The following is a 21,143-nucleotide window of genomic DNA, read 5'->3' on the forward strand; positions in this document are numbered from 1 at the left end:
TGGAACATGAGCCTCGACGCGGGTCAGGAGACCTTCGGCGGCATGCTCGTCGACCACATCGCCTGCTACGTCGCCGACCTCGCCGCCACCACCGAGTGGCTGGTCCGGGGTTACGGCCTGGAAGTGTACGCGGGTTCGGCCCCGCAGGCGCCGGACCTCCGCTCGGTGGCGCTCGGCCGCAACGGCATCCGGGTGGTGCTCAGCCAGCCGCTGCCGGGCGACCACCCGGGAGCGGCGTATGTGGAGAAGCACGGTGACGGGGTCGCCGACATCGCGCTGCGCGTCCCGGACGCCCGGGCCGCCTTCACGGAGGCCGTCCGGCGCGGCGCCCGGCCCGTCGCCGGGCCGGCCGCGCACGGCGAGCTGGTCACCGCGACCATCATGGGCGTAGGCGACATCGCCCACACCTTCGTCCAGCGGCCGGCCCCGGCCGACGAGCGGCCGCTGCCCGGGCTCGCGCCGGTCGCCACCGACCCGGCCGCACCGGACTTCGGCCTGCGGGAGGTCGACCACTTCGCGATCTGCGTCGAGCCCGGGCAGATCGACGCGACGGTCGCCTTCTACCGGGAGGTGCTCGACTTCGAGCTGATCTTCACGGAGCGGATCAAGGTCAACGGCCAGGTGATGATCACCAAGGTGGTGCAGAACGGCACCGTCACCTTCACCCTGATCGAACCGGACCAGGCCCAGGTCACCGGCCACCTGGACGAGTTCCTGAAGGACCACGGCGGGCCCGGGGTGCAGCACATCGCCTTCACCACGGACGACATCGTCGGGTCGGTCGACGCGATCGCCGCCCGGGGCGTGGAGTTCCTGGGCACCCCGGAGGCGTACTACCGGCTGCTCTCCGGCCGCCTCACCCCGCTGCGGCACTCCGTGGCGGACCTGGAGCGGCTGAACATCCTGATCGACCAGGACCACGACGGGCAGCTGTTCCAGATCTTCACCAAGTCCGTGCACCCGCGCGGCACCCTCTTCCTGGAGGTCATCGAGCGGATGGGGGCCCGCTCGTTCGGCAGCGGCAACATCAAGGCGCTGTACCAGGCCATCGAGTACCAGAAGGGCAGGGGTGCGGCCGATGGCGCGTGACGGGATCTTCGACGACCGGTTCCGGACGGCCGTGGAGCGGCTGCGGGTGCCCGGCATGGGCACCGAGGTGGTGGCGCCGCTGCTCTCCCACCTGATCCACCTGGCCCGGCCCCGCCGGGTGCTGGAGGTCGGCATGGGGTACACCACGCCGTTCCTGGCGAAGGCCCTGGCCGAGGCCGAGGAACTGGCCGCGGCCGAGGCCGCCGCGCTGGTCCGCAAGACCCGGCCGTACCTCGCGGACGGCCGGGAGCTGGACGAGGCGTGGATCGACAGCGAGCCCGCGCTGCTGCTGCCGGCCGGCTACCGCGAGCCGTACGAGCCGCGGTTCGTGGCGATCGACGACCTCTCGGACAGCGGCTCCTCGGCCCCGCTGGTGACGGAGGTGCTGGACGAACTCGGCCTCGCCGAGCGGGTCACCGTGGTCAACTCCGACATGCGCGGGGCCGTCGGACGCCTCCCCGAGGAGTTCCGGCCGATCGACTTCGCCTGGGTCGACGCCTGGGACTGCCTCTACTTCTTCGAGAACTTCTGGGAGTTGATCGATCCGGACGGCGGGATCGTCGTCATGCACTACCTGATGACCTACCCCGAGGGCGAGGCGATCCTCGACTACATCGCCGAGACCCAGCGGCTGGCCCCCGGCGAGTTCGAGATGCTGAACCTGCTGGAGAGCCGCAAGCTGCGCCAGAACAGCATGACCGTGCTGCGCCGCACCAGCGGCAGCCGGCCCCGGCAGTACTCCGACACCGGTCAGCGCCCGCGCCTCGGCGGCCAGGTCCGCGAGGACGCCCTCGCCCTGGCCCGCTCGATGACCGGAGCCGCCGGCCAGAGCCCGAACAGGACACCCCGATGACCCAGACCCCCGTGGAGTTGCTGACCGCCTTCACGACGGCCGGCGCCGAACAGCGCGACGCCGCCTTCCGGCACCTGGTGGCCGCGCTGTGGCAGGACGGCCGGGCGAGCGACCTCGCCCCGGCCGCCGTGCCGGCGCTGCTGACCGCACTGGACCAGGCCCCGCCCGAGCGCCAGGGCTGGCTGGTCCTGCTGCTCGGCCTGCTGGCCGGCGCCGAACCGCCCTCCGTCGGAGGCGGGTCGGCCGAGTCGATCGGCAAGGAACTGGACCGCTTCCTCGAACTGCTCGCGGACCGCGGGGCCCACCCCGGGCGCACCCTCGCCCTGCTGTACCTGCTCTCGCACTTCCCCGCCGACCGCGACCGCATCCTGGCGGCCGTCGAACCGCTGGAGCCTTCCCAGGACGACCTCAGCCGGCTCGACCGGGTGCTGCGGCCGCTGGACCCGGCCACCGCCGTCCTGGGCCGGGTCTGGCCCTCGCCGGCCGAGTGGGTGCTCAGCGAGGCCGAGCGCGCCTTCGACCGCTCGTGGGTCGACGCGCTCTCCCCCGCGCAGCTCGCCGCCACCTGGGACGGCGACACCCGGATGCTGATCGGCTACTCCGGCGCCAAGGCGTACTGGGCGCTGCGCCACGGCACCACCGAGGTGGTCGCCGACACCAGCCCGCACCGGACCACCGCGCTGACGGCCGACGCCGTCGGCACCGCCGACCTCACCCGCCACGCCGAGGTGCTGCGCTGCCCGGCCTGCACCGGCCGCCTGGACGTCTCCCCCGGCGGCGCCCGCTGTGCCGACTGCGCCGCCGCGTACTCCTCCGCGGCGGGCCACCTGGACCTGTTCGAACGCAGCGAGCCCTCGGACCCCAAGGACGTCCTCCAGAACGCCGCCGCCATGCGCAACATCGGGCTGCACTACGAGACCGTGCTGCGGCCGGCCTTCCTGCGGCTGATGGGCGGCAACTTCGGCGGCCAGGTGACGCCGGCCGACGAGGACCGCTACATCGCCGCGCACACCGCCCCGGTCGACGGGCCGGTGCTCGACCTGGCCGCGGGAGCCGGCCGGTGGACCGCCGTGCTGGCCGAGGCGGTGGGCGCCGAGCGGCTGATCGCGCTGGACCTCAACCCGGCCATGCTCACCTGGCTGAGCGGACGGCTGCCGGACGTCCCCGCGCTCCGGGCGAGCGCGCAGGCGCTCCCGTTCGGCGACGCCACGCTGGGCGCGGTCAACTGCTGGAACGCCCTCCAGGCGATGCCGGACCCGGCCGGGGTGATCGCCGAGGTCGGCCGCTGCCTGCGGCCCGGCGGCAGCTTCACCCTGCTCACCTTCCTCCAGGCCGCCGACCCGGTCGACCGCCACTTCCAGGGCACCTTCCGGGGGCCCGGCTTCCCGGACGGCATGCCGCTGTTCGCGCTCGCCGACCTGCGCGCCTGGCTGGCGGCCGCCGGCCTGACTGTCCGGGACCAGTACACCCCCGGCACCTTCGCGGTCATCACCGCCGAACGCGCCGCCTGATCCCGGCGCCCGACCGCTCCCCGACCGCGGCGCCCGATCCCGGCGCCCGATCGGACGCGCCCGACCAGACCCGCCCGATCACACCGCAATCCGCGAGATGTGACGCCCGGCCGTGCCGTGCGAACGTCTCTGCGGCGCAGGAACACGGAGGGACGAACGAGCATGACCGACAAGACCGTTGATCCGACCGGCCCGGCGGTGATCAGGCCCGGGGACCCGAGGTACGAGAACCTCGTGCAGGGCTACAACCACCGCTTCGTCGGACGACCCGACGAGGTGCGCCTGGTGACCACCACCGAGGAGGTGGTGGCGGCCGTCGGCGAGGCGGTGGCGGCGGGCAAGCGGATCGCGGTCCGCAGCGGCGGTCACTGCTTCGAGAACTTCACCACCTCGCCCGAGATCGAGATCCTGCTGGACCTGTCCGAGCTGAACCGCATCGCCCACGACCCCGCGCGCCGCGCGATCGAGGTCGGGGCCGGCGCCCTGCTGGGTGACGTCTACCGCACCCTGTTCAAGCGCTGGGGGGTGACGATCCCGGGCGGCACCGGCTTCGAGGTGGGTGTCGGCGGCCACTTCCCGGTCGGCGGCTACGGCCCCCTCTCGCGCCGCGACGGCCTGATCGTCGACCACCTGTACGCCGTCGAGGTCGTGGTGGTCGACGAGTCCGGCCGGGCCGGGGTCGTGGTGGCCACGTCCGAGCCCGACGACCCGCACCGGGACCTCTGGTGGGCCCACACCGGCGGTGGCGGCGGCAACTTCGGCGTGGTGACCAGGTACTGGCTGCGCACTCCGGGGGCGGACACCGACGACCCGGCCGGGCTGCTGCCCAAGGCGCCGGCCCGGGTCTGGAAGCGGACGGTGATGTGGCCCTGGGACGGGATGACCGAGCGGTCCCTGACCACGCTGCTGCGCAACTACGCCACCTGGTACGAGAACAACGACGACGCCGACTCCCCGGCGGCCGGTCTGTGGAGCAATCTGATCGTCACCCACCGCAACTCCGGGATGTTCGGGATGACGGTGGTGATCGACCACGACGGGCCGGACGCCGAGAAGGTGTTCGCCGAGCACTTCGAGTCCGTGTCCGCCGGGGTCGGCGTGGAGCCGGTGGTGCACACCGCCGAGGTGGTCCCCTGGTTCAGCTCCTGGCTGCCCTCGTACAGCTTCCCGAGCGACCCGAAGGGGCGCTACAAGGACAAGGCGGGCTATCTGCGGAAGGGGTTCACCGATCACCAACTCGGGGTGATCTGGCGCTACCTGAGCGATCCGGAGCACACCAATCCGATGTCGTGCATCGTGGTCGCGGGCTTCGGCGGGAAGGTCAACACCGTCGCCCCCGACGCCACCGCCGCCGTCCAGCGCGACTCCGTCCTGAAGGTCCTCTACTGCGCCGGCATCTGGCAGTCCGAGGACCAGGACGAGGCCAACATCGCCTGGGTCCGGGCGTTCTACCGCGACGCGTACGCCCCGAGCGGCGGCGTCCCGGTGCCCGACGAGAACAGCGACGGCACCTACATCGGCTACCCCGACCGCGACCTGGCCGACCCGGCCTGGAACACCTCGGGGGTGCCCTGGTCGACGCTCTACTACGGCGGCAACTACCCGCGCCTGCAGCAGGTCAAGCGGACGTACGACCCCGGGAACGTGTTCCGCCACGCCCTGTCGGTCGAACTCCCCTGTGGCGAAGTAGATGTGAAGGAGGATCAGGATGCTTGAGAACAAGGTCGTCGTGGTCTCGGGGGTCGGCCCCGGCCTCGGGCGGGCGATCGCCCTGCGGTCCGCGCGGTCGGGCGCGGACGTCGTGCTCGCCGCCCGGACCGAGTCCCGGCTCGCCGAGATCGCCGCGGAGGTCGAGCGGACCGGGCGCCGGGCGCTGGCGGTGCCGACCGACATCACCGACGACTCGTCGGCCGCCGCGCTGGTCAAGGCCGCGACGGAGGCCTTCGGCCGGGTCGACGCGCTGGTCAACAACGCCTTCGCGGTGCCGCCGATGGTCGACCTCGGCGAGGTCGACCTCGCGGACGTGCGCGCCGGGTTCGAGACCAACGTGTACGCCGCGCTGCGGCTCACCCGGCTGTTCGCGCCCGCGCTGGCGGAGAACCGGGGATCGGTCGTCATGATCAACTCGGCGGTGATCCGGCACTCCAAGCGGCCGTTCGGCGCCTACAAGATGAGCAAGGCCGCCCTGCTGTCGCTGGCGCAGAGCCTGGCCACCGAACTCGGCCCGCGGGGCGTCCGGGTGAACACCGTCGCCCCCGGCTACATCTGGGCGGACGCGCTGCGCGAGGGCTTCGGGCACGTCGCCGCGCAGCGCGGGGTCACCGTCCAGGACGTCTACGACGAGATCGCCGCCACCCTGGACCTCGGCCGGCTGCCCGAGCCGGACGAGGTCGCCGACGCGGTGCTCTTCCTCGTCTCCCCGCTCGCGCGCGCCGTCACCGGGCACTGCCTGGACGTCAACGCCGGCGAATACCACCACTGAACCTGTCAGGACGACGACACGGAAGCTGAGGACCAGCGGTGACAGAGAACACGGAGCAGACCGGTGCGCTGGCCACCGGACCACGGCGGGCGAGACCCGGCACGGAACCGGCCACGGCCGCGACGAGCTGGTGGCAGAGCCCGTGGGCGGCGGCACTGGCCGCCGTCGTGGTGTTCAACCTGCTGTACGCCTTCCCGCGCTACCTGTCGGGGGACAGCCATCAGGCCCGGATCCCGCTCGACCCGGGCTTCCCGGCGCACTACGCGGTCCTGGTAGCGCACGTCGTCCTCGGCAACATCTCGCTGGTGACGGTCCTCCTCCAGGTCCTGCCGTGGATCCGCCGCCACCACCCGGCCGTGCACCGGATGAGCGGCCGGGTGTACATCTTCGCCGGAGCGCTGCCCAGCGGGGTGCTGGCGCTGGTGCTGGTGCCGTACTCCGCGGCGCCGTCCGGCAAGACCGGGCTGGCCATGATGGCGGTGCTCTGGCTGGGCACCACCCTGCTCGGGCTCCGGGCGGCGCTCCAGCGCCGGTTCGTCGACCACCGGCGGTGGATGGTCTACAGCTTCGCCCTGGCCCTCGGCACCACCTGGGGCCGGGTGCTGGCCGAACTGATGCTGCACGTCCCGGGCTTCCGGATCGACGTCATGACCCTCCTCGACCTGGCCAACTGGGCGGGCTGGGTGTTCAACCTGCTGGTCGCCCACTGGTGGCTCGAGCGGACGGCCCCGCGGGCCGCCCGACTGGTGCGCTGACGTCGAGAACCGAGCGGCCGGCCGTGGTGTCCCACGGCCGGCCGTCGGCGTGTGCGGCCCCGGCGGCCCCGGCCGGCCCGGGCCCGTCGGCCCGCCGGGCCGCCGCCGAAGCGCCGCCGGAGCGCCCGCAGGCCGTCCGGCCTGGGATTCGTCCTGTACGCACGACCGGGGATGTCGAGAACGGGCCGCCGGCTCCGACGTCTCCGGTGGAAGCCCCGGGAAGCGCCCGGGGCGCCACCCCCAAGGAGAGACAGTCATGAAGTACATGCTGACGATGCACATGAACCCCGTGCTGTGGGAGGGCCTGCCCGAGGACGAGAAGCAGGCGGTCTACGCCGGCCACGGCGACTTCATGAAGCTCCTCCGCGAGTCCGGCGAGCTCGTCCACACCCAGGCGCTGGCGGAGCCCGAGAAGAGCACGACCGTCAAGGTCCGTGACGGCGCCCCGGCGCTGAGCGACGGCCCGTACCTGGAGAACAAGGAGTTCGTCTGCGGCTTCTACCTGGTCGACGTCGAGACCCGGGAGCGCGCGATCGAGCTGGCCGGGATGATCCCGGACGCCAAGCACACCGGCATCGAGGTCCGTCAGGTGATGTTCGAGCAGGGCCTGGAGATGTGATCGGGTAGCACCCCGCGGAAACGGCGGCGGCGGGTCGGGCTGTTGGTCAGCCCGACCCGCCGCCTTCGTGTTGCGCGGGGTCAGTCGACGATCTCCATCTGCGCCATCATGCCCGCCGAGGAGTGCTCCAGCATGTGGCAGTGGTACATGTACTTGCCCAGGTAGTCGGCGAAGGTCGCCTGGACCCGGACCGAGGTGCCGGGCGGGAGCGGGACGGTGTCCTTCAGGCCGACGTCACCGGGCAGCGGCGGCCGGCCGTCCCGGTCGAGCACCCGGAACTGCGTCATGTGCATGTGGAACGAGTGCTGGATCGGGCCGTACTTGGTGGCACCGTCGTCGTTGATGATCGTCCAGATCTCGGTGGCACCGCGCTGGATCCGCTGGTCCACCCGGTTCTCGTCGAACGGCTTGCCGTCGATCAGGCCGACCGGGTTGCCGGTCAGGTCGAAGGAGAGCCGCACCTCGCGCTGGACCGTGGCCGGCGCCAGCGCGGGCATCGCGCGCAGCGCGGTGGGCACCCGGCTGAAGTCGAAGGCCGGGCGGGTCACGTCGAAGCGCAGCACCTGCTCGACCTCGTCGTTGCCGGTGAACTGGCCCTGGTTGGTGAGGAAGCACTGGGTGCCGACCCGCTGCTGGGAGAAGTCCACCACCAGGTCGACCCGCTCGCCGGCGGCGAGCGGGAAGTCCGTCCCCGTCCGGTCGATCGGCGCGGGCAGCAGACCGCCGTCCGAACCGATCTGGAGCACCGGCAGGGAGCCGAAGTTGAACTTCAGGAACCGCAGGGTCGAGTTGTTCAGCAGCCGGATGCGGTACTTGCGCGCGGCCACCGGGAAGTACGGCTTCTGGCGGCCGTTGACCAGGATCACGTTCCGGTTCCGCGGATCGCCGGCCACCAGCTGCCCGTTGGCGTCGATCTCGGCGTCGCGGATCGCGATCGGGACGTCGTACTCGCCGCACGGCAGCTGGTACTGGCTCTCGCCCTGACCCTCGATCAGGTAGAAGCCGTGCATGCCGCGGTAGACGTGCTCGGCCTCCATGTGGTGGCTGTGGTCGTGGTACCAGAGCGTGGCGCCGGGCTGCCGGTTCGGGTACTCGTACTGCCGCTCGGCGCCCGGGTCGATGACCTCCATCGGGTGGCCGTCGCTGTCGGCCGGGACGTGGCCGCCGTGCAGGTGCACGTTGGCGTGCTCGGGCAGCCAGTTGCGGTAGGTCACCAGCGCCCGGCGCCCCTCCTTGGCCCGGATCGTCGGGCCGATGAAGCTGCCGCCGAAGGTCATGCACTTGGTCTTGACGCCGGGGATCAGCTCGAGCTCGGCCGGCAGGATGTCGAGCCGGTACACGTCGGTGTCGGCGGTGCGGGCCACGGGGTTGAGGGTCGGCGGTACCGGCATCCGTACGGAGAACGGCCCGGAGGCCGCGCCCCGGGCGGCCTGCCCGGGGCGCTCCGACTCCCCGGCGGCCAGCGCGCTCACCGGTAGCAGTACGCCGGTGCTCGCCGCTATGCCCGCCAGGCCGAGAAAGTGTCGCCTGTTCAGGATGTCCTCCCCAAGTCGGTATCCGCGCGCCCGAAACGTTGTTCGGGTGCGTCCCAGGTCGCCATCCTGATCGTTGATCAGACCGTACGCTTCTTGCGGGTTGCGGTATTTGACGGCGGATCAGAGGTAGTTGACGACCGCGCGGAAGCGTACCCCACCCTGTTCGACCCGTTCGAGTGCTTCGGCCACCCGTTCTTTGGGGAAGACCTCGACCATCGGCGTGACGGCCCCGGACGCAACCAGGTCGAGGGCCTCGGTGAGCTGGTCGAGGCCGTTGTGGGTGGCGCCGATCACCTGCTGGCGCTGTGCCCAGAACGGGCTGGTGGGCGGGATGGTGAAGGAGTCGACCGGGTCGATGGTGGCGAGCACGATCCGGCCGTTCGGCCGCAGCCCCTGGAGGGACTCGGTGGCCGCCCGGTAGGAGGTGCCGGTCACCAGGACCACGTCGGCGCCGCCGGCCGCCCGCAGCTGCTCGCCGTCGGCGACCACGTGGTCCGCGCCGAGCGAACGGGCCAGCTCGTGCTTGTCCGGCGAGCTGGTGACGGCCACGGTCTCGAAGCCGGCCGCACGGGCGAACTGCACGGCCAGGTGGCCGAGTCCGCCGATCCCGAGCACCGCGACCCGCTCGTGCGGCTTGGGGTCGGCGGCGCGCAGCGCGCTCCACGCGGTGTAGCCGGCGCACAGCACGGGCGCGGCGGTCTCGTACGAGAGGGCGTCCGGCAGCAGCACCGTGCTGTCGGCCGCCACCGCGACGTACTGGGCGTGGCCGCCCTGCACCGTGAGGCCGCTCATCACCGACTCCGGGCAGTTCATCCCGGACTGCCCGGTGAGCGGGAGGTTGAGCCGGCAGTAGTCGCACCGGCCGCAGGTCGCCTGCACCCAGGTGGTACCGACCCGGTCGCCGACCCGGCGGGTGGTCACGCCCGGGCCGACCTCGACGACCTCGCCGGCCGCCTCGTGCCCGACCACCACCGGGTCGAGCGGCGGGAAGGGGAAGACGCCCTGGCTCACCCAGAGGTCGTTGTGGCAGACCCCGCAGGCGTGGACCCGGATCAGCACCTGACCCGGTCCAGCCGTGGGGGTGGGGATCTCGCGCAGTTCCCAGCGCGCCTTGGCCTCCGGTACGACGGCAGCCCACATCGGTCCGACCATCCTTTCGTGTCAGCGGGTTCGCGGCGTGAGGCGGACCGGGAGGGTCTGCACGCCGTTCATGATGAAGGTGACCTGCGGCTCCAGTTCCCCTGCGGGGACGGCGAGTTCGAGGTCGGGGAAGCGGCTGAACAGCGCGGAGAGGGCGATCTCGGCCTCCATCCGGGCCAGCGGCATGCCGATGCAGCGGTAGACGCCGTGGCCGAAGGAGAGGTGCTCCTTGTCCGGCCGGCCGGCGTCGAAGGCGTCCGCGCTGTCGCCGTGCATCGCGCGGTCGCGGCCCACCGCCGCGAAGTTGATCAGGACCGGGTCGCCCTTGGCGATGACGACGCCGCCGAGCTCGATGTCCTCCACCGCGAAGCGGAACGGCAGGTGGGCGACCGGCGCCTCGACGCGCAGGGTCTCCTCGATCACGTCCTCCCAGCTCACCGCGCCGCTGCGGAGCAGCGCCAGCTGCTCGGGGTGGGTGAGCAGGGCTCGGGTCGCGTTGGCGAGCAGGTTCATCACCGGCTCGGTGCCGGTGGCGAGCAGCAGGTGCAGGGTGCCGACCAGTTCGGAGTCGTTCAGCCGGGAGCCGTCCTCCTCCTGGACCTGGACCAGGTCGCTGGTCAGGTCGTCCCCGGGGCTGCGGCGCTTGGAGTCGACGAACTCCAGCATCTCCCGGTGCCACTGCTCGACGTTGGCCGCGGCCTCCTCCGGGGTGAGGCTGGTGTCGATGTTCGCCTCGCCGCCGCGCAGAATCTGCGCGCGGTCCTCGGCCGGGACGCCGAACAGGTCGCAGATCACCCGGGCGGGCATCGGGCGGGCGAAGCGGGCCTTGAGGTCCAGCACCTCGCCGGGTTCGCACTGGCCCAGCTCGTCCAGCAGCTCGTCGACGGCCTTCTGGACCTCGGCGCGCATGGCCTCGACCCGGCGCGGGGTGAAGGCCCCGGCGGTCAGCCGGCGCAGCCGGGTGTGGTCGGCACCGTACCGGGTGGTGAGGTTGTCCATCAGCACCCAGCCGATGAGCGGGAAGTCCTCGCCGATCCGGCCCTCGGCGAAGTCCGTCCAGTGCCGGCGCGGGTCCTTGGACAGCCGGTGGTCGCTGAGGGCCTGTCGGGCGGTCTCGTGGTCGGCGATCGACCAGGCGAGAACGCCGCCGGGCAGTTCGATCCGGGTGACCGGGCCGTTCGCCCGGATCCGGGCGGCCTCGGCGTGGATGTCACGTCCGGTGCGGTCGATGACGACGGGTTCGGGGATTGCCATGGAGGTCTCCGAGCGGTCGATGGGAACGGTCGGACGGCATGCCGAACAGGGCCGCCGCCGCTGGTGGCGGCCCTGTCAGGGCAGAGCGTCGGCTACAGGTAGAGCGTGTTCGGGCCGAGCCCGCAGGCGACCCGCCCGTAGAGCTCGAGGTTGGTGTTGGGGTGCAGGATGCCGTGCAGGTTGAGCGTCTGGACGTCCCGCTCGATGCGCTGGATCGGGACGGTGGTGTAGATCGAGGAGCCGCCGCTGGCGGTGTTGAGGATGTCCACCGCCTCCTTGGCGCGCGAGCAGACCGCGCCGAGGTCGAGCCTGATCCGGGCGCGCTCCTCCAGCGTCCACTCCTCGCCGGTGGGGCCCTTGGTGTCGAGCAGGGCGGCGGCGCGGTGGGCGTGGAACTCCACCTCGTCGATCCGGGTGACGGCCTCGGCCACCTGGATGTGGGTCACCGGGGCCTCGGCCTGGTTGGCGTACTCGGTGTAGCTGATCTTCCGGCCGGGGAGCCGCTCGAAGAACGCCTCCTTGGCGGCCCGGGCCAGCCCGAGGGCCGGCGCGGCCACGGTGGCGCACGCGGTGGGCATGAACGGCGCCCGGTAGATGGGCGAGTCGGCGTTCGCCAGGGAGCGGTGCTGCCCCTGGAGCACCGGGACCATCGGCAGCACCCGCGGCTCGGGAACGAACAGGTCGGTGGCGACGGTGGTGACGCTGCCGGAGCCGCGCAGGCCGGTGGTGTGCCAGTCGTCGACGATCTCCAGGTCCGCCAGCGGGACCGCCACCATGATCGGCTGCGGGCCGTCCGGGGTCATCAGCACGGCCGCATTGGTGTTCCAGGAGCTGTGCAGCGCACCGGAGTTGAACGTCCACTTGCCGTTCAGCAGCACACCGCCCTCGACCGGCACGGCGACCGCGGTCGGGCTGAGGATGCCACTCACCCGCACACCCGGGTCGGCGAAGATCTCGTCCTGCACCTCGTCCGGGAACAGGCCGGCCATCCAGGAGCTGATCGCGTAGACCGCCATGACCCAGGCCGTGGAGCCGTCGCCGCGGCCCAGCTCGGCGATCACGTCCACCACGGTGCGCATGTCGGACTCGTAGCCGCCGTAGCGGCGCGGCACCCGGATCCGCAGCAGTCCGGAGTCGGTCAGCGCCGCCAGGGTGTCGTCGGACAGCCGGCGGTGCTCCTCGTGCCACAGCGCGTTCTTCTGCAGCAGCGGCACCAGCTCGGCGGCACGGCTCACCAGTTCTTCCCTGGACGGGGATTCCTTGGCTGTCATCGGGGGCTCCTCCGGAGTGGGCGGCCCACTCGGGACGGCTTGGCCGTCCGGGCCGCGGTCGTTGATCGGCCCTGTCGAGGCTGGCAGTCGGCCGGGGTGCCCGCATCTCCCGGATTGCGGCGCACCCGAGGCATGCCCTGCCCCGGGTTCCGGGCAACACACCATCGCAATCCGGGAGTTGTCCCCCCTCCCGGCCTGCTGTGAGGCTGGCCGTCACCCGGCCCGCGTGATCGCGGCCGGGACCACCGGAGAAGGAGAGACCATGTCCGCCACTCCCGCGCCCAACACCCCCGACGCCGCCGCCCTGCGCGCCGTTCCCGAGCGCATCGTCGCGGCCTGGGCCGCGCAGGACGCCGACGGCTTCGCCGAGGTCTTCACCGAGGACGCGACGCTGATCCTGCCCGGGGACGTGTTCCTGACGAGCCGTCAGCAGATCCGCGCCTTCATGACCCAGGCCTTCGCCGGCCCGTTCAAGGGGACCCGGGTCACCGGCGAGCCGGTGTCGGTCCGCCCGCTCGCCGAGGACGTCGCCGTGCTGGTCACCCGGGGCGGCGTGCTGGCCCCCGGGGACGCCGAGGTGACGGCCGAGCGCGCGATCCGGGCGACCTGGGTGCTGGCCCGCCAGGGTGCCGACTGGCGGATCGCCTCGTACCAGAACACCCCCCTCGCCGCCTGAGGCACCGCCGTCCGAGACCCGGCCGGCTTCCGGCCCCGCCGCTGCCCCGCCTTCGCCCCGACCGTCCCACCGAGAGGACTCCACCATGCGCCCCTTCCGTGTCGACATCCCGCAGGAAGCCCTCGACGACCTGGACCGCCGGCTCGCGGCGACCCGCTGGCCCGGCGAGCTGCCGGGCGTGGGCTGGCAGCGCGGTGTACCGCTCGGCTACCTGAAGGAGCTGGCCGAGTACTGGCGCTCCGGCTTCGACTGGCGCAAGGCCGAGGAGCAGCTCAACGCGTTCCCGCAGTTCCTGACCGAGATCGACGGCGTGGACATCCACTTCCTGCACGTGCGCTCGCCGGAGCCGGATGCCATGCCGTTGATCATCACCCACGGCTGGCCCGGCTCGGTGGCGGAGTTCCTGGACGTCATCGGGCCGTTGACCGACCCGCGGGCGCACGGCGGCGACCCCGCCGACGCGTTCCACGTGGTCATCCCCTCGCTGCCCGGCTACGGCTTCTCCGGCCGCCCCCAGGAGGCCGGCTGGGACACCGCCCGGGTCGGCCGGGCCTGGGCCGAGCTGATGCACCGGCTCGACTACGACCGCTACCTCGTCCAGGGCGGCGACTGGGGCATGCCGGTCTCGCTCCAGCTCGGCCTGGCCGATCCGGCGCACGTCGCGGGCGTCCACCTCAACATGCTCGCCACCTTCCCGCCGCAGGACCCGGCCGAGTTCGCGAACCTGGGCGAGGCGGACCTGGCCCGGCTGCAGTTCGCCGCGAACTTCGAGCAGGACGGGGCCGGCTGGCGGAAGATCCAGTCCACTCGCCCGCAGACCCTCAGCTACGGTCTGACCGACTCCCCGGTGGGCCAACTCGCCTGGATCGTCGAGAAGTTCAAGGAGTGGACGGCCGCGGAGACGGTGCCGGAGGACGCGGTGGCCCGCGACCGGCTGCTGACCAACGCGGCGATCTACTGGTTCACCGCCTCCGCGGGCTCCAGCGCCCAGCTCTACTACGAGTCCAACCGGCTGGACGCCGACTTCATCCGCACCTGGGCCGGCCCGTGGCCGCTCGCCGCGCCGGTCGGGGTGGCCGTCTTCCCCGAGGACGCCGTCCGGCCGATCCGCCGGTGGGCCGAGCGGATCCTGCCGACCCTCGCCCAGTGGTCCGAGCTCGAGCGCGGCGGGCACTTCGCGGCGCTGGAGGAGCCCGAGCTGTTCGTCGGCGACGTCCGGACCTTCGCGCGCCGGGTGCGCTGACCGAAAACTCGACCCGCCCGGCGCCGGTGGCGGCGCCGGGCAGAAACGGAGAGGCCCCGTATGGAATCGCCGGTGTATCGCGGATACGACCAGCGCACCCTGGACCGGCAGTACTCGCCGAGTTCCCGCGTGCCCGACCTGACCGTCTTCGTGGACCGGTACGCCGGCGACAGCGAGAAAGCCCGGGCGGATTTCGAGGTCCGCCGTGGAATACCCTACGGCCGCTCGCCCGCGGAATCCCTGGACTTCTTTCCGGCGGGCTCCCGGAACGCGCCGCTGGTGGTTTTCCTGCACGGCGGCTACTGGCAGGAGCTGAGCAAGGACGACGCGTCCTTCCCGGCCCGCGGCCTGGTCCCCGCCGGCGCCGCGTTCGCGGCACTGGGCTACGGGCTGGCGCCCGAGTACCGGCTGGACGAGATCGTCGCGCAGGTCCGCCGCGGCCTGCTCTGGCTGCTGGAGCACGCGCGGGAGCTGGGGGTGGACGCGGACCGCGTCCACATCGGCGGCTCCTCCGCCGGCGCCCACCTGGCCCTGATGGCGCTGCTGGACGACTGGCTGCCGGGCGGCCGCCACCCGGCCGACGCGTTCGCCGGGGCGGTCCTGCTCAGCGGCGTCTACGACCTCGAACCGCTGCGGCACACCTACGTCAACGAGCCGCTGGGGCTGGACGCCGCGGCGGCGGCCCGGCTCAGCCCGATCCTGCGGCTGCCCGCGCGCCTGCCCGCCCTCGTGGTGGCCCGGGGCGGCGCCGAGACGGACGAGTTCGCCCGGCAGCACGAGGACCTGGTACGGGCCGTCGGCCCGCGCGCGGCCGTGGTGCGCGAGCTCGTCGCCGCCGACCGCAACCACTTCGACCTGCCGTTCGACCTGGCCGATCCGACGACCGGGCTCGGCGCCGCGGTGTTCGCGCAGGTGGGCCTGTGACCACGCACGAGGTGGCCGCGCAGCTCGACCGGGACGACCCGCTCGCCGCCGCCCGCAAGGCGTTCCTGCTGCCCCCGGGCACGGTGTACCTGGACGGCAACTCGCTGGGCGCGCTGCCGGCCTCCGTGCCGGAGCGGGTCCGCCGGGTCGTCGCCGAGCAGTGGGGCGAGCACCTGATCGGCGGCTGGTACGAGGACGGCTGGTGGGACGCGCCGCTGCGGGTCGGCGACCGGCTCGGGCGGCTGCTCGGGGCGGCCCCCGGCCAGACGGTGGCCGGCGACTCGACCTCGGTCCAGCTGTTCAACGCCCTGACCGCCGCCGCCCGGCTGCGCCCCGGGCGCGACATCCTGCTGATGGACGACGCGGGCTTCCCCACCGACCGCTACCTGGCCGCCTCGGTGGCCCGGATGCTCGGTCTGGAGCTGCGCGAGGCCCCGGTGTCCGGGTTCGAGGAGGCGCTCGCCGACTGCGGCGAGCGCCTGGCCGTCGCCACCGCGAGCGCCGTCGACTTCCGCACCGGCGAGCTGTGGGACCTCGCCCGGCTGACCGCGGCCACCCACCGGGAGGGGGGCGTGGTGGTCTGGGACGTCAGCCACGCGGTGGGCGCCGTCCCGCTCGCGGTGGACCGGGACGGCGTCGACTTCGCCGTCGGCTGCGGCTACAAGTTCCTGTCGGGCGGCCCGGGCGCCCCCGCCTTCGGCTACGCGGCCCGCCGCCACCACGACCGCCTCGACCAGCCGCTGACCGGCTGGAACGGCCACGCCGACCCCTTCGCGATGACGCCGGACTACCGGCCGGCCGAGGGGATCGCCCGCTGCCGGATCGGCACACCGGCGGTCCTGTCGCTGCTGGCCCTGGACGCGGCACTGGACGTCTTCGACGGAGTCGACCTCCGGCAGCTCCGGCGGAAGAGCCTCTCGCTGAGCCGGTTCTTCATCGCCTGCGTCGACGAACACCTGGCGGGCCGGGGCTTCGAGCTGGTGACGCCGCGCCAGGACGGCCGCAGGGGAAGTCAGCTGACCCTCGGCCATCCGGAGGCGGCCCGGCTCATGGCGGTCCTGGTCGAACGCGGCATCACCGGTGACGTGCGGCCGCCGAACCTGCTGCGCTTCGGCCTGAACGGCCTCTACGTCTCGCACGCGGACGTCCTGACCACCGTCCTGGCCCTGCGGTCACTGACCTGACGGTCCTGCGCGCCCCGCGGTCACCGGCCCCACGGTGACCGCGGGGCACCGACCTGACGGCACGTCACATCTTCCGGATTGCTGAACTCCCCATCCTCGCCTTGTTGACCTTCGGCGCCGCCCGCTAGCCTGGCGGACATTCCAGCTCAAGATTCACCACTCGAATCGGATGTGGGTTGTGACGGGCGAAGACACAGCGGTTCTGGACTATTCCGCATATCTCGCACTGGACGAACTCATGGCATTGCAGCGGCCGCGCACCGACGTGCCCGACGAGCTGCTTTTCATCGTGGTCCACCAGGCGCACGAGATCTTCTTCAAGCTGATCCTCCATGAATTCGCGGAAATGCAGCGAACGCTGTCCGAGGGCGACAGCGGCGGCTCGTTGCGCCGGCTGAACCGGCTGCTCGCCGTCTTCCGGGCCGTGGTCGGTCACGTCGGCCTGATCGAGACGATGACGGCCGACCAGTTCAACGCGTTCCGGTCGGTGCTGAACGGCAGCGGTTTCCAGTCGGCGCAGTTCCGCGAGATCGAGGCGGTGCTCGGCCGGCGCGGGGACGCGATGGTCAGCCAGTACCCGCAGCACAGTGCCGAGCGGACCGCCATCACCGCGGCCATGACCCGGCCGCCGGTGTTCGACTCCGTCCTGCGCTACCTGGCGCAGCACGACTACCCGGTGCCGCAGGACCGCCTGCACCGGGACGTCTCGCTGCCCCAGGAGCCCTCGGAGGCGGTGCAGTCGGTGCTGCTGCGGGTCTACCGCGACGACGGCGTGGCGGCGCAGCTGTGCGAGCGGCTGCTCGACCTCGACGAACTCATCCAGGAGTGGCGCTACCGGCACGCCAAGATGGCCGAACGGATCATCGGTGCCAAGCCCGGCACGGGGGGATCCGCCGGTGCCGCGTACCTGCGCGGCACCCTGCACCAGCCGGTGTTCCCGGACCTCTGGGCGATCCGCAGCGAGATGTGAGACCGATCCCCGATCCACCTCACGGCGGCCATCCCGCCACTATTCCACGAGGTGTGGCATGTACCTATCGGAACACAAGTCCCCGTCCGTCCGAACCGAAGGCCGAGCCCCGGCCGGCCCGACCGCCGAGTGGCCGCAGCACACCGGCGTGGCGGGAATCAGCCTCCGCGGAGCCCGCCCGAGCGACCGACCGGATCCCGCGGCGGCTCTGGCCCGCCTCGCCGAGTGGACCGCCGGGCTGGAGACCGACGGCGAGCGCGGGTCACCGGAGAGCTTCCCGTTCAAGGAGATCCTCGACCACTTCCAGACCACGGGACGGAACTACGCCTCCCCCGAACTGGTCGACGCCTTACGCGGGTTGGAGCGGAGGCTGGCCGAAACGGCGCTGCCGGACCACCGGCTGCCGCCCGACCGGCGGCTGCTCCTCGACTGGCTGCCGAGCACCTTCGACCAGGACGACGGCGACTACGACTCCTACCTCCTCGTGCCGATGCTCGAACGGCTGGCCGCCGCCGACGGCGAGTCGCAGACCGACCCGGGCCTCGACACCCAGATCCGCGTCCTGCTGGCCGACCTCCTGCTCGCCGAGAGCGAGGCCCTGGCGGTGACGCCGGACGCGCACTGGCAGCGGGTGCGGACCCACGCGGTCGCCCAGGCCCTGGCGCGGGTGGCCGAACTGGCGCCGGGGGCACGCGGGGGCGTGGTGCCGCCGGCGCGGTTCGTCCGGACGCTCGACCGGGACGACCCGGCGCTGGCCGCGCTCGGCCGGCGGCTCGCGCAGGCGGCGCTGGACGCGACGCCGGAGGCCGTCCGGCAGGCGGCCGAGATCTCGATGCTCCCGTCCACGCCCGTCCACGACGAGTTGATGTTCGTGCGCAGCGTGCAGCTCTTCGAACTGGTCTACCGGCGGACGTACCGGTGCCTGGAGCGGGCGCTGACGGCGCTGCGGGCCGCGGACCTCAGCACCGCGGTCGCCGAACTCGAGGCCGCGGCCGAGCGGGTGGAGAGCACCCCGATCCTCTACCGGGTGCTCACCACGATGTCCCGCGAGGGCTTCGCGATCATCCGCGCGCACACCGAGGGGCGCAGCGCCATCCAGTCCCGCGCCTACCGGCAGGTGGAGCGGATCACCGCGCCGCGGCCCCGTACGGCGACCGACGACAAGGTCGCCCGGGTCGAGGTGCCGAGCCCCACCCTCCAGGAGGTCTTCCAGGAGCTGGCACCGGTGCTCGGGGAGCCCGCGCTGGAGCCGGTGGCCGCGGCGATGGCCCGGCTCGACGACAGCTGGCGCGCCATGAAGCGGACCCACTGGGGGATCACCCGGAAGATCATCAAGGACTCCCCCGGCACCGGTGGCACCACCGGTGCCGACTACCTGAAGGCCACCGCCGCGATACCACTCTTCCCGGACCTGCGGGGCGCGGGGGAACGCACCCGCGACCACGACCGGAGACCGCCGCGACCGACGGAGAACACCATGCCCGACCCCGAGGACCAGAACAGCCTGCTGCGCCGGAAGATCATGGGGTACATCGTCTCCCAGGCGATCTTCGCCGTCACCGAACTCAAGGTGGTCGAGAGCCTCGGCGAGGAGGCCGTCCCGGCCGCGGAGCTGGCCCGCAGGGTCGGCGCCGACCCGGACGCCCTGCACCGCTTCCTGCGGGTCCTCACCGCCGAGGGGCTCTTCGTGGAGCAGCCCGCCGGCACCTTCGCCGTCACCCCGCTCGGCGCGCTGCTGCACCGCGACGCGCCCGGCTCGCTGCACCACCTCGCCTCGCTGATGGCCGGCGAGGCGTACCAGGCGTGGACGGCGGCCGGCCACTCGCTGCGCACCGGCCGCGCGGCCTTCGATACCGTCTTCGGCAAGCCCATGTTCGACTGGCTCGGCGACCACCCCGCGGAGCTGGCCGCCTTCAACGAGGGCCAGGCCGGGCTGGTGACGCTGCGGCTGCTGCCCCTGCTCGACCGGGACTGGAGCGGGGTCGGCACGGTCGTCGACGTCGGCGGCGGCAACGGCACGCTGCTGGGCACCCTGCTGTCCCGGCACCGGGAGCTGCGCGGGGTGCTGTTCGACCTGCCGAAGGTGGCGGACGAGGCGCTGTCCGGGCTCGGCGGGGGCGAACTGCGGGAGCGCTGCCGGGTGGTGGGCGGCGACTTCTTCGACGAGGTCCCGTCCGGGGGCGACGTCTACGTCCTGGCGCAGATCCTGCACGACTGGTCCGACGACCGGGCCGTGGAGATCCTGCGCAGCTGTCACCGGGCCATGGGGCCGGGGGCCAGGCTGCTCATCCTCGAACAGGTGATCCCGGACGACTCCCGGCCGCACCCCGCGAAGCTGCTCGACCTGCACATGCTGGTGCTGCTCGGGGGACGCGAGCGCAGCGAGAGCTCCTGGCGGCGGCTGCTCACCGAGAGCGGGTTCGAGTTCGTCGGGATCGACCGCTCGGCGAGGTCGTCGCTGATCGAGGCCCGTCCGGCGGAGGTTCCGGCGGTCGTCGGTGCGGCCGCCCGGCACGACGAGCCGGGGGGCGGGAATGGGAGCGCTGCCGGCGCGTAGTCAGCCGGTCGCCGGCCGGGCGGTGCCCGGCTGGCAGCGGCTGATCGAGCAGCTCCTGGACGGCCGGGACCTCTCGGCCGAGGACATCGCCTGGGTGATGGGCCGCGTCATGTCCGGTGCCGCGGCCCCGGCCCAGGTCGCGGGCTTCCTGGTGGCGCTGCGCGCGAAGGGCGAGACCCCGGCCGAGGTCGGCGCGTTGGCCGACACGACGCTCGGCTACGCCCGTCCGGTCCGGCTCGCCGCCCGTGCCCTCGACATCGTGGGCACGGGCGGCGACCGGTCCGACTCGGTGAACATCTCGACCATGGCGGCGCTGGTGGCCGCCGCGGCCGGCGCCACCGTCGCCAAGGTGGGCAATCGCAGCGCTACGTCCAGGTCCGGCTCGGCGGACGTGCTGGAGCGGCTCGGGGTCGCCGTCGACCTGGAACCGGAGGCGGTGGCGGGCTGCGTGGCCGAGATCGGCATCGGGTTCCTGTTCGGTCCGGTGTGCTACCCCGCGCTGCGGCACATCGCCGAGACCCGACGGGCCCTGGGCGTGGCGACGGTCTTCAACCTGCTCGGGCCGCTGCTCAATCCGGCCCGGCCGTCGCACGCCCTGGTCGGCTGCGCCTTCCCGGAGCGGACCGGGCTGCTGGCCGAGGTGTTCGCCCGGCGCGGCGCGACCGTGCTGCTGGTCCGCGGCGACGACGGCCTGGACGAACTCACCACCACGACCACCAGCCGGGTCTGGCTGGTCCAGGGCGGCACGGTGACCGAGCGCACGCTCGACCCGGTCGCGCTGGGCATCCCCCGGGCCCGGCCGCGGGACCTGCGGGGCGGGGACACGGCGGCCAACGCGGAGACGGTCCGCCGGCTGGTCCGCGGCGAACGCGGCGCGGTGCGGGACGCGGTGCTGCTCAACGCGGCCGCGGCCCTGGCCGCGTACACGGGCTTCACCGGATCCCTGGAGGAGGACCTCGCCTCCGGGCTGGCGCGGGCCGCCCGGGCGGTCGACTCGGGAGCGGCGGCGGACCTGCTGGCGCGCTGGGTCAAGGTCTCCGACCGGATCCGTCACAGCACGACGGAAGAAGTCCGTCGCAC

At 72.8% G+C, this 21,143-nt stretch carries 17 protein-coding genes and 1 pseudogene; 14 read left to right on the plus strand and 4 right to left on the minus strand.

The genetic code is table 11. The features are described 5' to 3' along the window. Window positions 1-6: 6 nt before the first annotated feature. The 7 genes from hppD to ACWDBB_RS18165 all read left to right on the plus strand — a co-directional run bounded on the left by hppD (window position 7) and on the right by ACWDBB_RS18165 (window position 7,309). On the plus strand, window positions 7-1,089 hold the full coding sequence (gene hppD / locus ACWDBB_RS18135) for a 4-hydroxyphenylpyruvate dioxygenase (protein WP_449790540.1): 1,083 nt from the start codon (window positions 7-9) through the stop codon (window positions 1,087-1,089). Next, window positions 1,079-1,942, plus strand: a complete 864-nt coding sequence (locus ACWDBB_RS18140) for a class I SAM-dependent methyltransferase (protein ID WP_449790541.1) — start codon at window positions 1,079-1,081, stop codon at window positions 1,940-1,942. Before hppD ends, ACWDBB_RS18140 begins: the two co-directional genes overlap by 11 nt. After that, on the plus strand, window positions 1,939-3,453 hold the full coding sequence (locus tag ACWDBB_RS18145; RefSeq protein ID WP_449790542.1) for a class I SAM-dependent methyltransferase: 1,515 nt from the start codon (window positions 1,939-1,941) through the stop codon (window positions 3,451-3,453). The genes ACWDBB_RS18140 and ACWDBB_RS18145 overlap by 4 nt, the downstream gene beginning before the upstream one ends. Before the next feature lie 162 nt (window positions 3,454-3,615). Continuing rightward, window positions 3,616-5,169: an FAD-binding oxidoreductase gene (locus ACWDBB_RS18150; protein WP_449790543.1), complete on the plus strand. Its 1,554-nt coding sequence runs from the start codon at window positions 3,616-3,618 to the stop codon at window positions 5,167-5,169. Next, the gene (locus ACWDBB_RS18155; RefSeq protein WP_449790544.1) at window positions 5,162-5,935 is read left to right on the plus strand and encodes an SDR family oxidoreductase; all 774 of its coding nucleotides are present in this window, start codon (window positions 5,162-5,164) and stop codon (window positions 5,933-5,935) included. Before ACWDBB_RS18150 ends, ACWDBB_RS18155 begins: the two co-directional genes overlap by 8 nt. Window positions 5,936-5,973: 38 nt before the next feature. Then, window positions 5,974-6,690 carry a DUF2306 domain-containing protein gene (locus ACWDBB_RS18160; protein WP_449790545.1) on the plus strand — a complete coding sequence of 239 codons (717 nt, stop codon included), beginning with the start codon at window positions 5,974-5,976 and terminating at the stop codon, window positions 6,688-6,690. 256 nt (window positions 6,691-6,946) lie between these two features. Then, window positions 6,947-7,309: a YciI family protein gene (locus tag ACWDBB_RS18165; protein ID WP_449790546.1), complete on the plus strand. Its 363-nt coding sequence runs from the start codon at window positions 6,947-6,949 to the stop codon at window positions 7,307-7,309. A gap of 80 nt (window positions 7,310-7,389) precedes the next feature. Here ACWDBB_RS18165 and ACWDBB_RS18170 read toward each other — a convergent pair whose 3' ends face one another. The 4 genes from ACWDBB_RS18170 to ACWDBB_RS18185 all read right to left on the minus strand — a co-directional run bounded on the left by ACWDBB_RS18170 (window position 7,390) and on the right by ACWDBB_RS18185 (window position 12,509). Continuing rightward, window positions 7,390-8,781 (minus strand): multicopper oxidase family protein, encoded by a 1,392-nt coding sequence (locus tag ACWDBB_RS18170; RefSeq protein ID WP_449790547.1) that lies wholly within the window; start codon window positions 8,779-8,781, stop codon window positions 7,390-7,392. Window positions 8,782-8,964: 183 nt separating this feature from the next. Beyond that, complete coding sequence (locus ACWDBB_RS18175) at window positions 8,965-9,984, minus strand: alcohol dehydrogenase catalytic domain-containing protein (protein WP_449790548.1); 1,020 nt, start codon at window positions 9,982-9,984, stop codon at window positions 8,965-8,967. A 21-nt stretch (window positions 9,985-10,005) separates the two neighbouring features. After that, complete coding sequence (locus ACWDBB_RS18180; RefSeq protein ID WP_449790549.1) at window positions 10,006-11,238, minus strand: cytochrome P450 family protein; 1,233 nt, start codon at window positions 11,236-11,238, stop codon at window positions 10,006-10,008. Window positions 11,239-11,330: 92 nt separating this feature from the next. Next, complete coding sequence (locus ACWDBB_RS18185) at window positions 11,331-12,509, minus strand: acyl-CoA dehydrogenase family protein (protein ID WP_449790550.1); 1,179 nt, start codon at window positions 12,507-12,509, stop codon at window positions 11,331-11,333. Window positions 12,510-12,771: 262 nt separating this feature from the next. Here ACWDBB_RS18185 and ACWDBB_RS18190 point away from each other — a divergent pair, with 262 nt between their 5' ends. From ACWDBB_RS18190 to trpD, 7 genes and pseudogenes are all read left to right on the plus strand, one after another. Beyond that, entirely contained in the window at window positions 12,772-13,185 is a 414-nt protein-coding gene (locus ACWDBB_RS18190) for an SgcJ/EcaC family oxidoreductase (RefSeq protein WP_402399514.1), read from the plus strand. 85 nt (window positions 13,186-13,270) lie between these two features. Next, on the plus strand, window positions 13,271-14,428 hold the full coding sequence (locus tag ACWDBB_RS18195) for an epoxide hydrolase family protein (RefSeq protein ID WP_449790551.1): 1,158 nt from the start codon (window positions 13,271-13,273) through the stop codon (window positions 14,426-14,428). Window positions 14,429-14,488: 60 nt separating this feature from the next. After that, window positions 14,489-15,352 (plus strand): alpha/beta hydrolase, encoded by an 864-nt coding sequence (locus tag ACWDBB_RS18200; protein WP_449790552.1) that lies wholly within the window; start codon window positions 14,489-14,491, stop codon window positions 15,350-15,352. Further along, on the plus strand, window positions 15,349-16,536 hold the full coding sequence (locus tag ACWDBB_RS18205; protein WP_449790553.1) for a kynureninase: 1,188 nt from the start codon (window positions 15,349-15,351) through the stop codon (window positions 16,534-16,536). The genes ACWDBB_RS18200 and ACWDBB_RS18205 overlap by 4 nt, the downstream gene beginning before the upstream one ends. A gap of 169 nt (window positions 16,537-16,705) precedes the next feature. After that, window positions 16,706-17,506, plus strand: a complete 801-nt coding sequence (locus tag ACWDBB_RS18210) for a tryptophan 2,3-dioxygenase (RefSeq protein WP_449790554.1) — start codon at window positions 16,706-16,708, stop codon at window positions 17,504-17,506. 148 nt (window positions 17,507-17,654) lie between these two features. After that, on the plus strand, window positions 17,655-20,063 hold the full coding sequence (locus tag ACWDBB_RS18215) for a methyltransferase (RefSeq protein ID WP_449790555.1): 2,409 nt from the start codon (window positions 17,655-17,657) through the stop codon (window positions 20,061-20,063). Next, window positions 20,041-21,105 (plus strand): annotated as a pseudogene (gene trpD / locus ACWDBB_RS18220) (anthranilate phosphoribosyltransferase); the annotation flags it as partial. The gene ACWDBB_RS18215 and the pseudogene trpD, both read left to right, overlap by 23 nt. Window positions 21,106-21,143: the final 38 nt, after the last annotated feature.

The organism is Kitasatospora sp. NPDC001095 (assembly GCF_053598615.1).

What these genes read in the sequence shown, in the direction of transcription:
- ACWDBB_RS18165 (WP_449790546.1), top strand. Translation starts at nt 6,947, where the DNA reads ATGAAGTACATGCTGACGATGCACATGAACCCCGTGCTGTGGGAGGGC.
- ACWDBB_RS18155 (WP_449790544.1), top strand. Translation starts at nt 5,162, where the DNA reads ATGCTTGAGAACAAGGTCGTCGTGGTCTCGGGGGTCGGCCCCGGCCTC.
- hppD (WP_449790540.1), top strand. Translation starts at nt 7, where the DNA reads ATGAGCCTCGACGCGGGTCAGGAGACCTTCGGCGGCATGCTCGTCGAC.
- ACWDBB_RS18200 (WP_449790552.1), top strand. Translation starts at nt 14,489, where the DNA reads ATGGAATCGCCGGTGTATCGCGGATACGACCAGCGCACCCTGGACCGG.
- ACWDBB_RS18190 (WP_402399514.1), top strand. Translation starts at nt 12,772, where the DNA reads ATGTCCGCCACTCCCGCGCCCAACACCCCCGACGCCGCCGCCCTGCGC.
- ACWDBB_RS18150 (WP_449790543.1), top strand. Translation starts at nt 3,616, where the DNA reads ATGACCGACAAGACCGTTGATCCGACCGGCCCGGCGGTGATCAGGCCC.
- ACWDBB_RS18145 (WP_449790542.1), top strand. Translation starts at nt 1,939, where the DNA reads ATGACCCAGACCCCCGTGGAGTTGCTGACCGCCTTCACGACGGCCGGC.
- ACWDBB_RS18175 (WP_449790548.1), bottom strand. Translation starts at nt 9,984, where the DNA reads ATGTGGGCTGCCGTCGTACCGGAGGCCAAGGCGCGCTGGGAACTGCGC.
- ACWDBB_RS18210 (WP_449790554.1), top strand. Translation starts at nt 16,706, where the DNA reads ATGTGGGTTGTGACGGGCGAAGACACAGCGGTTCTGGACTATTCCGCA.
- ACWDBB_RS18180 (WP_449790549.1), bottom strand. Translation starts at nt 11,238, where the DNA reads ATGGCAATCCCCGAACCCGTCGTCATCGACCGCACCGGACGTGACATC.
- ACWDBB_RS18185 (WP_449790550.1), bottom strand. Translation starts at nt 12,509, where the DNA reads ATGACAGCCAAGGAATCCCCGTCCAGGGAAGAACTGGTGAGCCGTGCC.
- ACWDBB_RS18140 (WP_449790541.1), top strand. Translation starts at nt 1,079, where the DNA reads ATGGCGCGTGACGGGATCTTCGACGACCGGTTCCGGACGGCCGTGGAG.
- ACWDBB_RS18195 (WP_449790551.1), top strand. Translation starts at nt 13,271, where the DNA reads ATGCGCCCCTTCCGTGTCGACATCCCGCAGGAAGCCCTCGACGACCTG.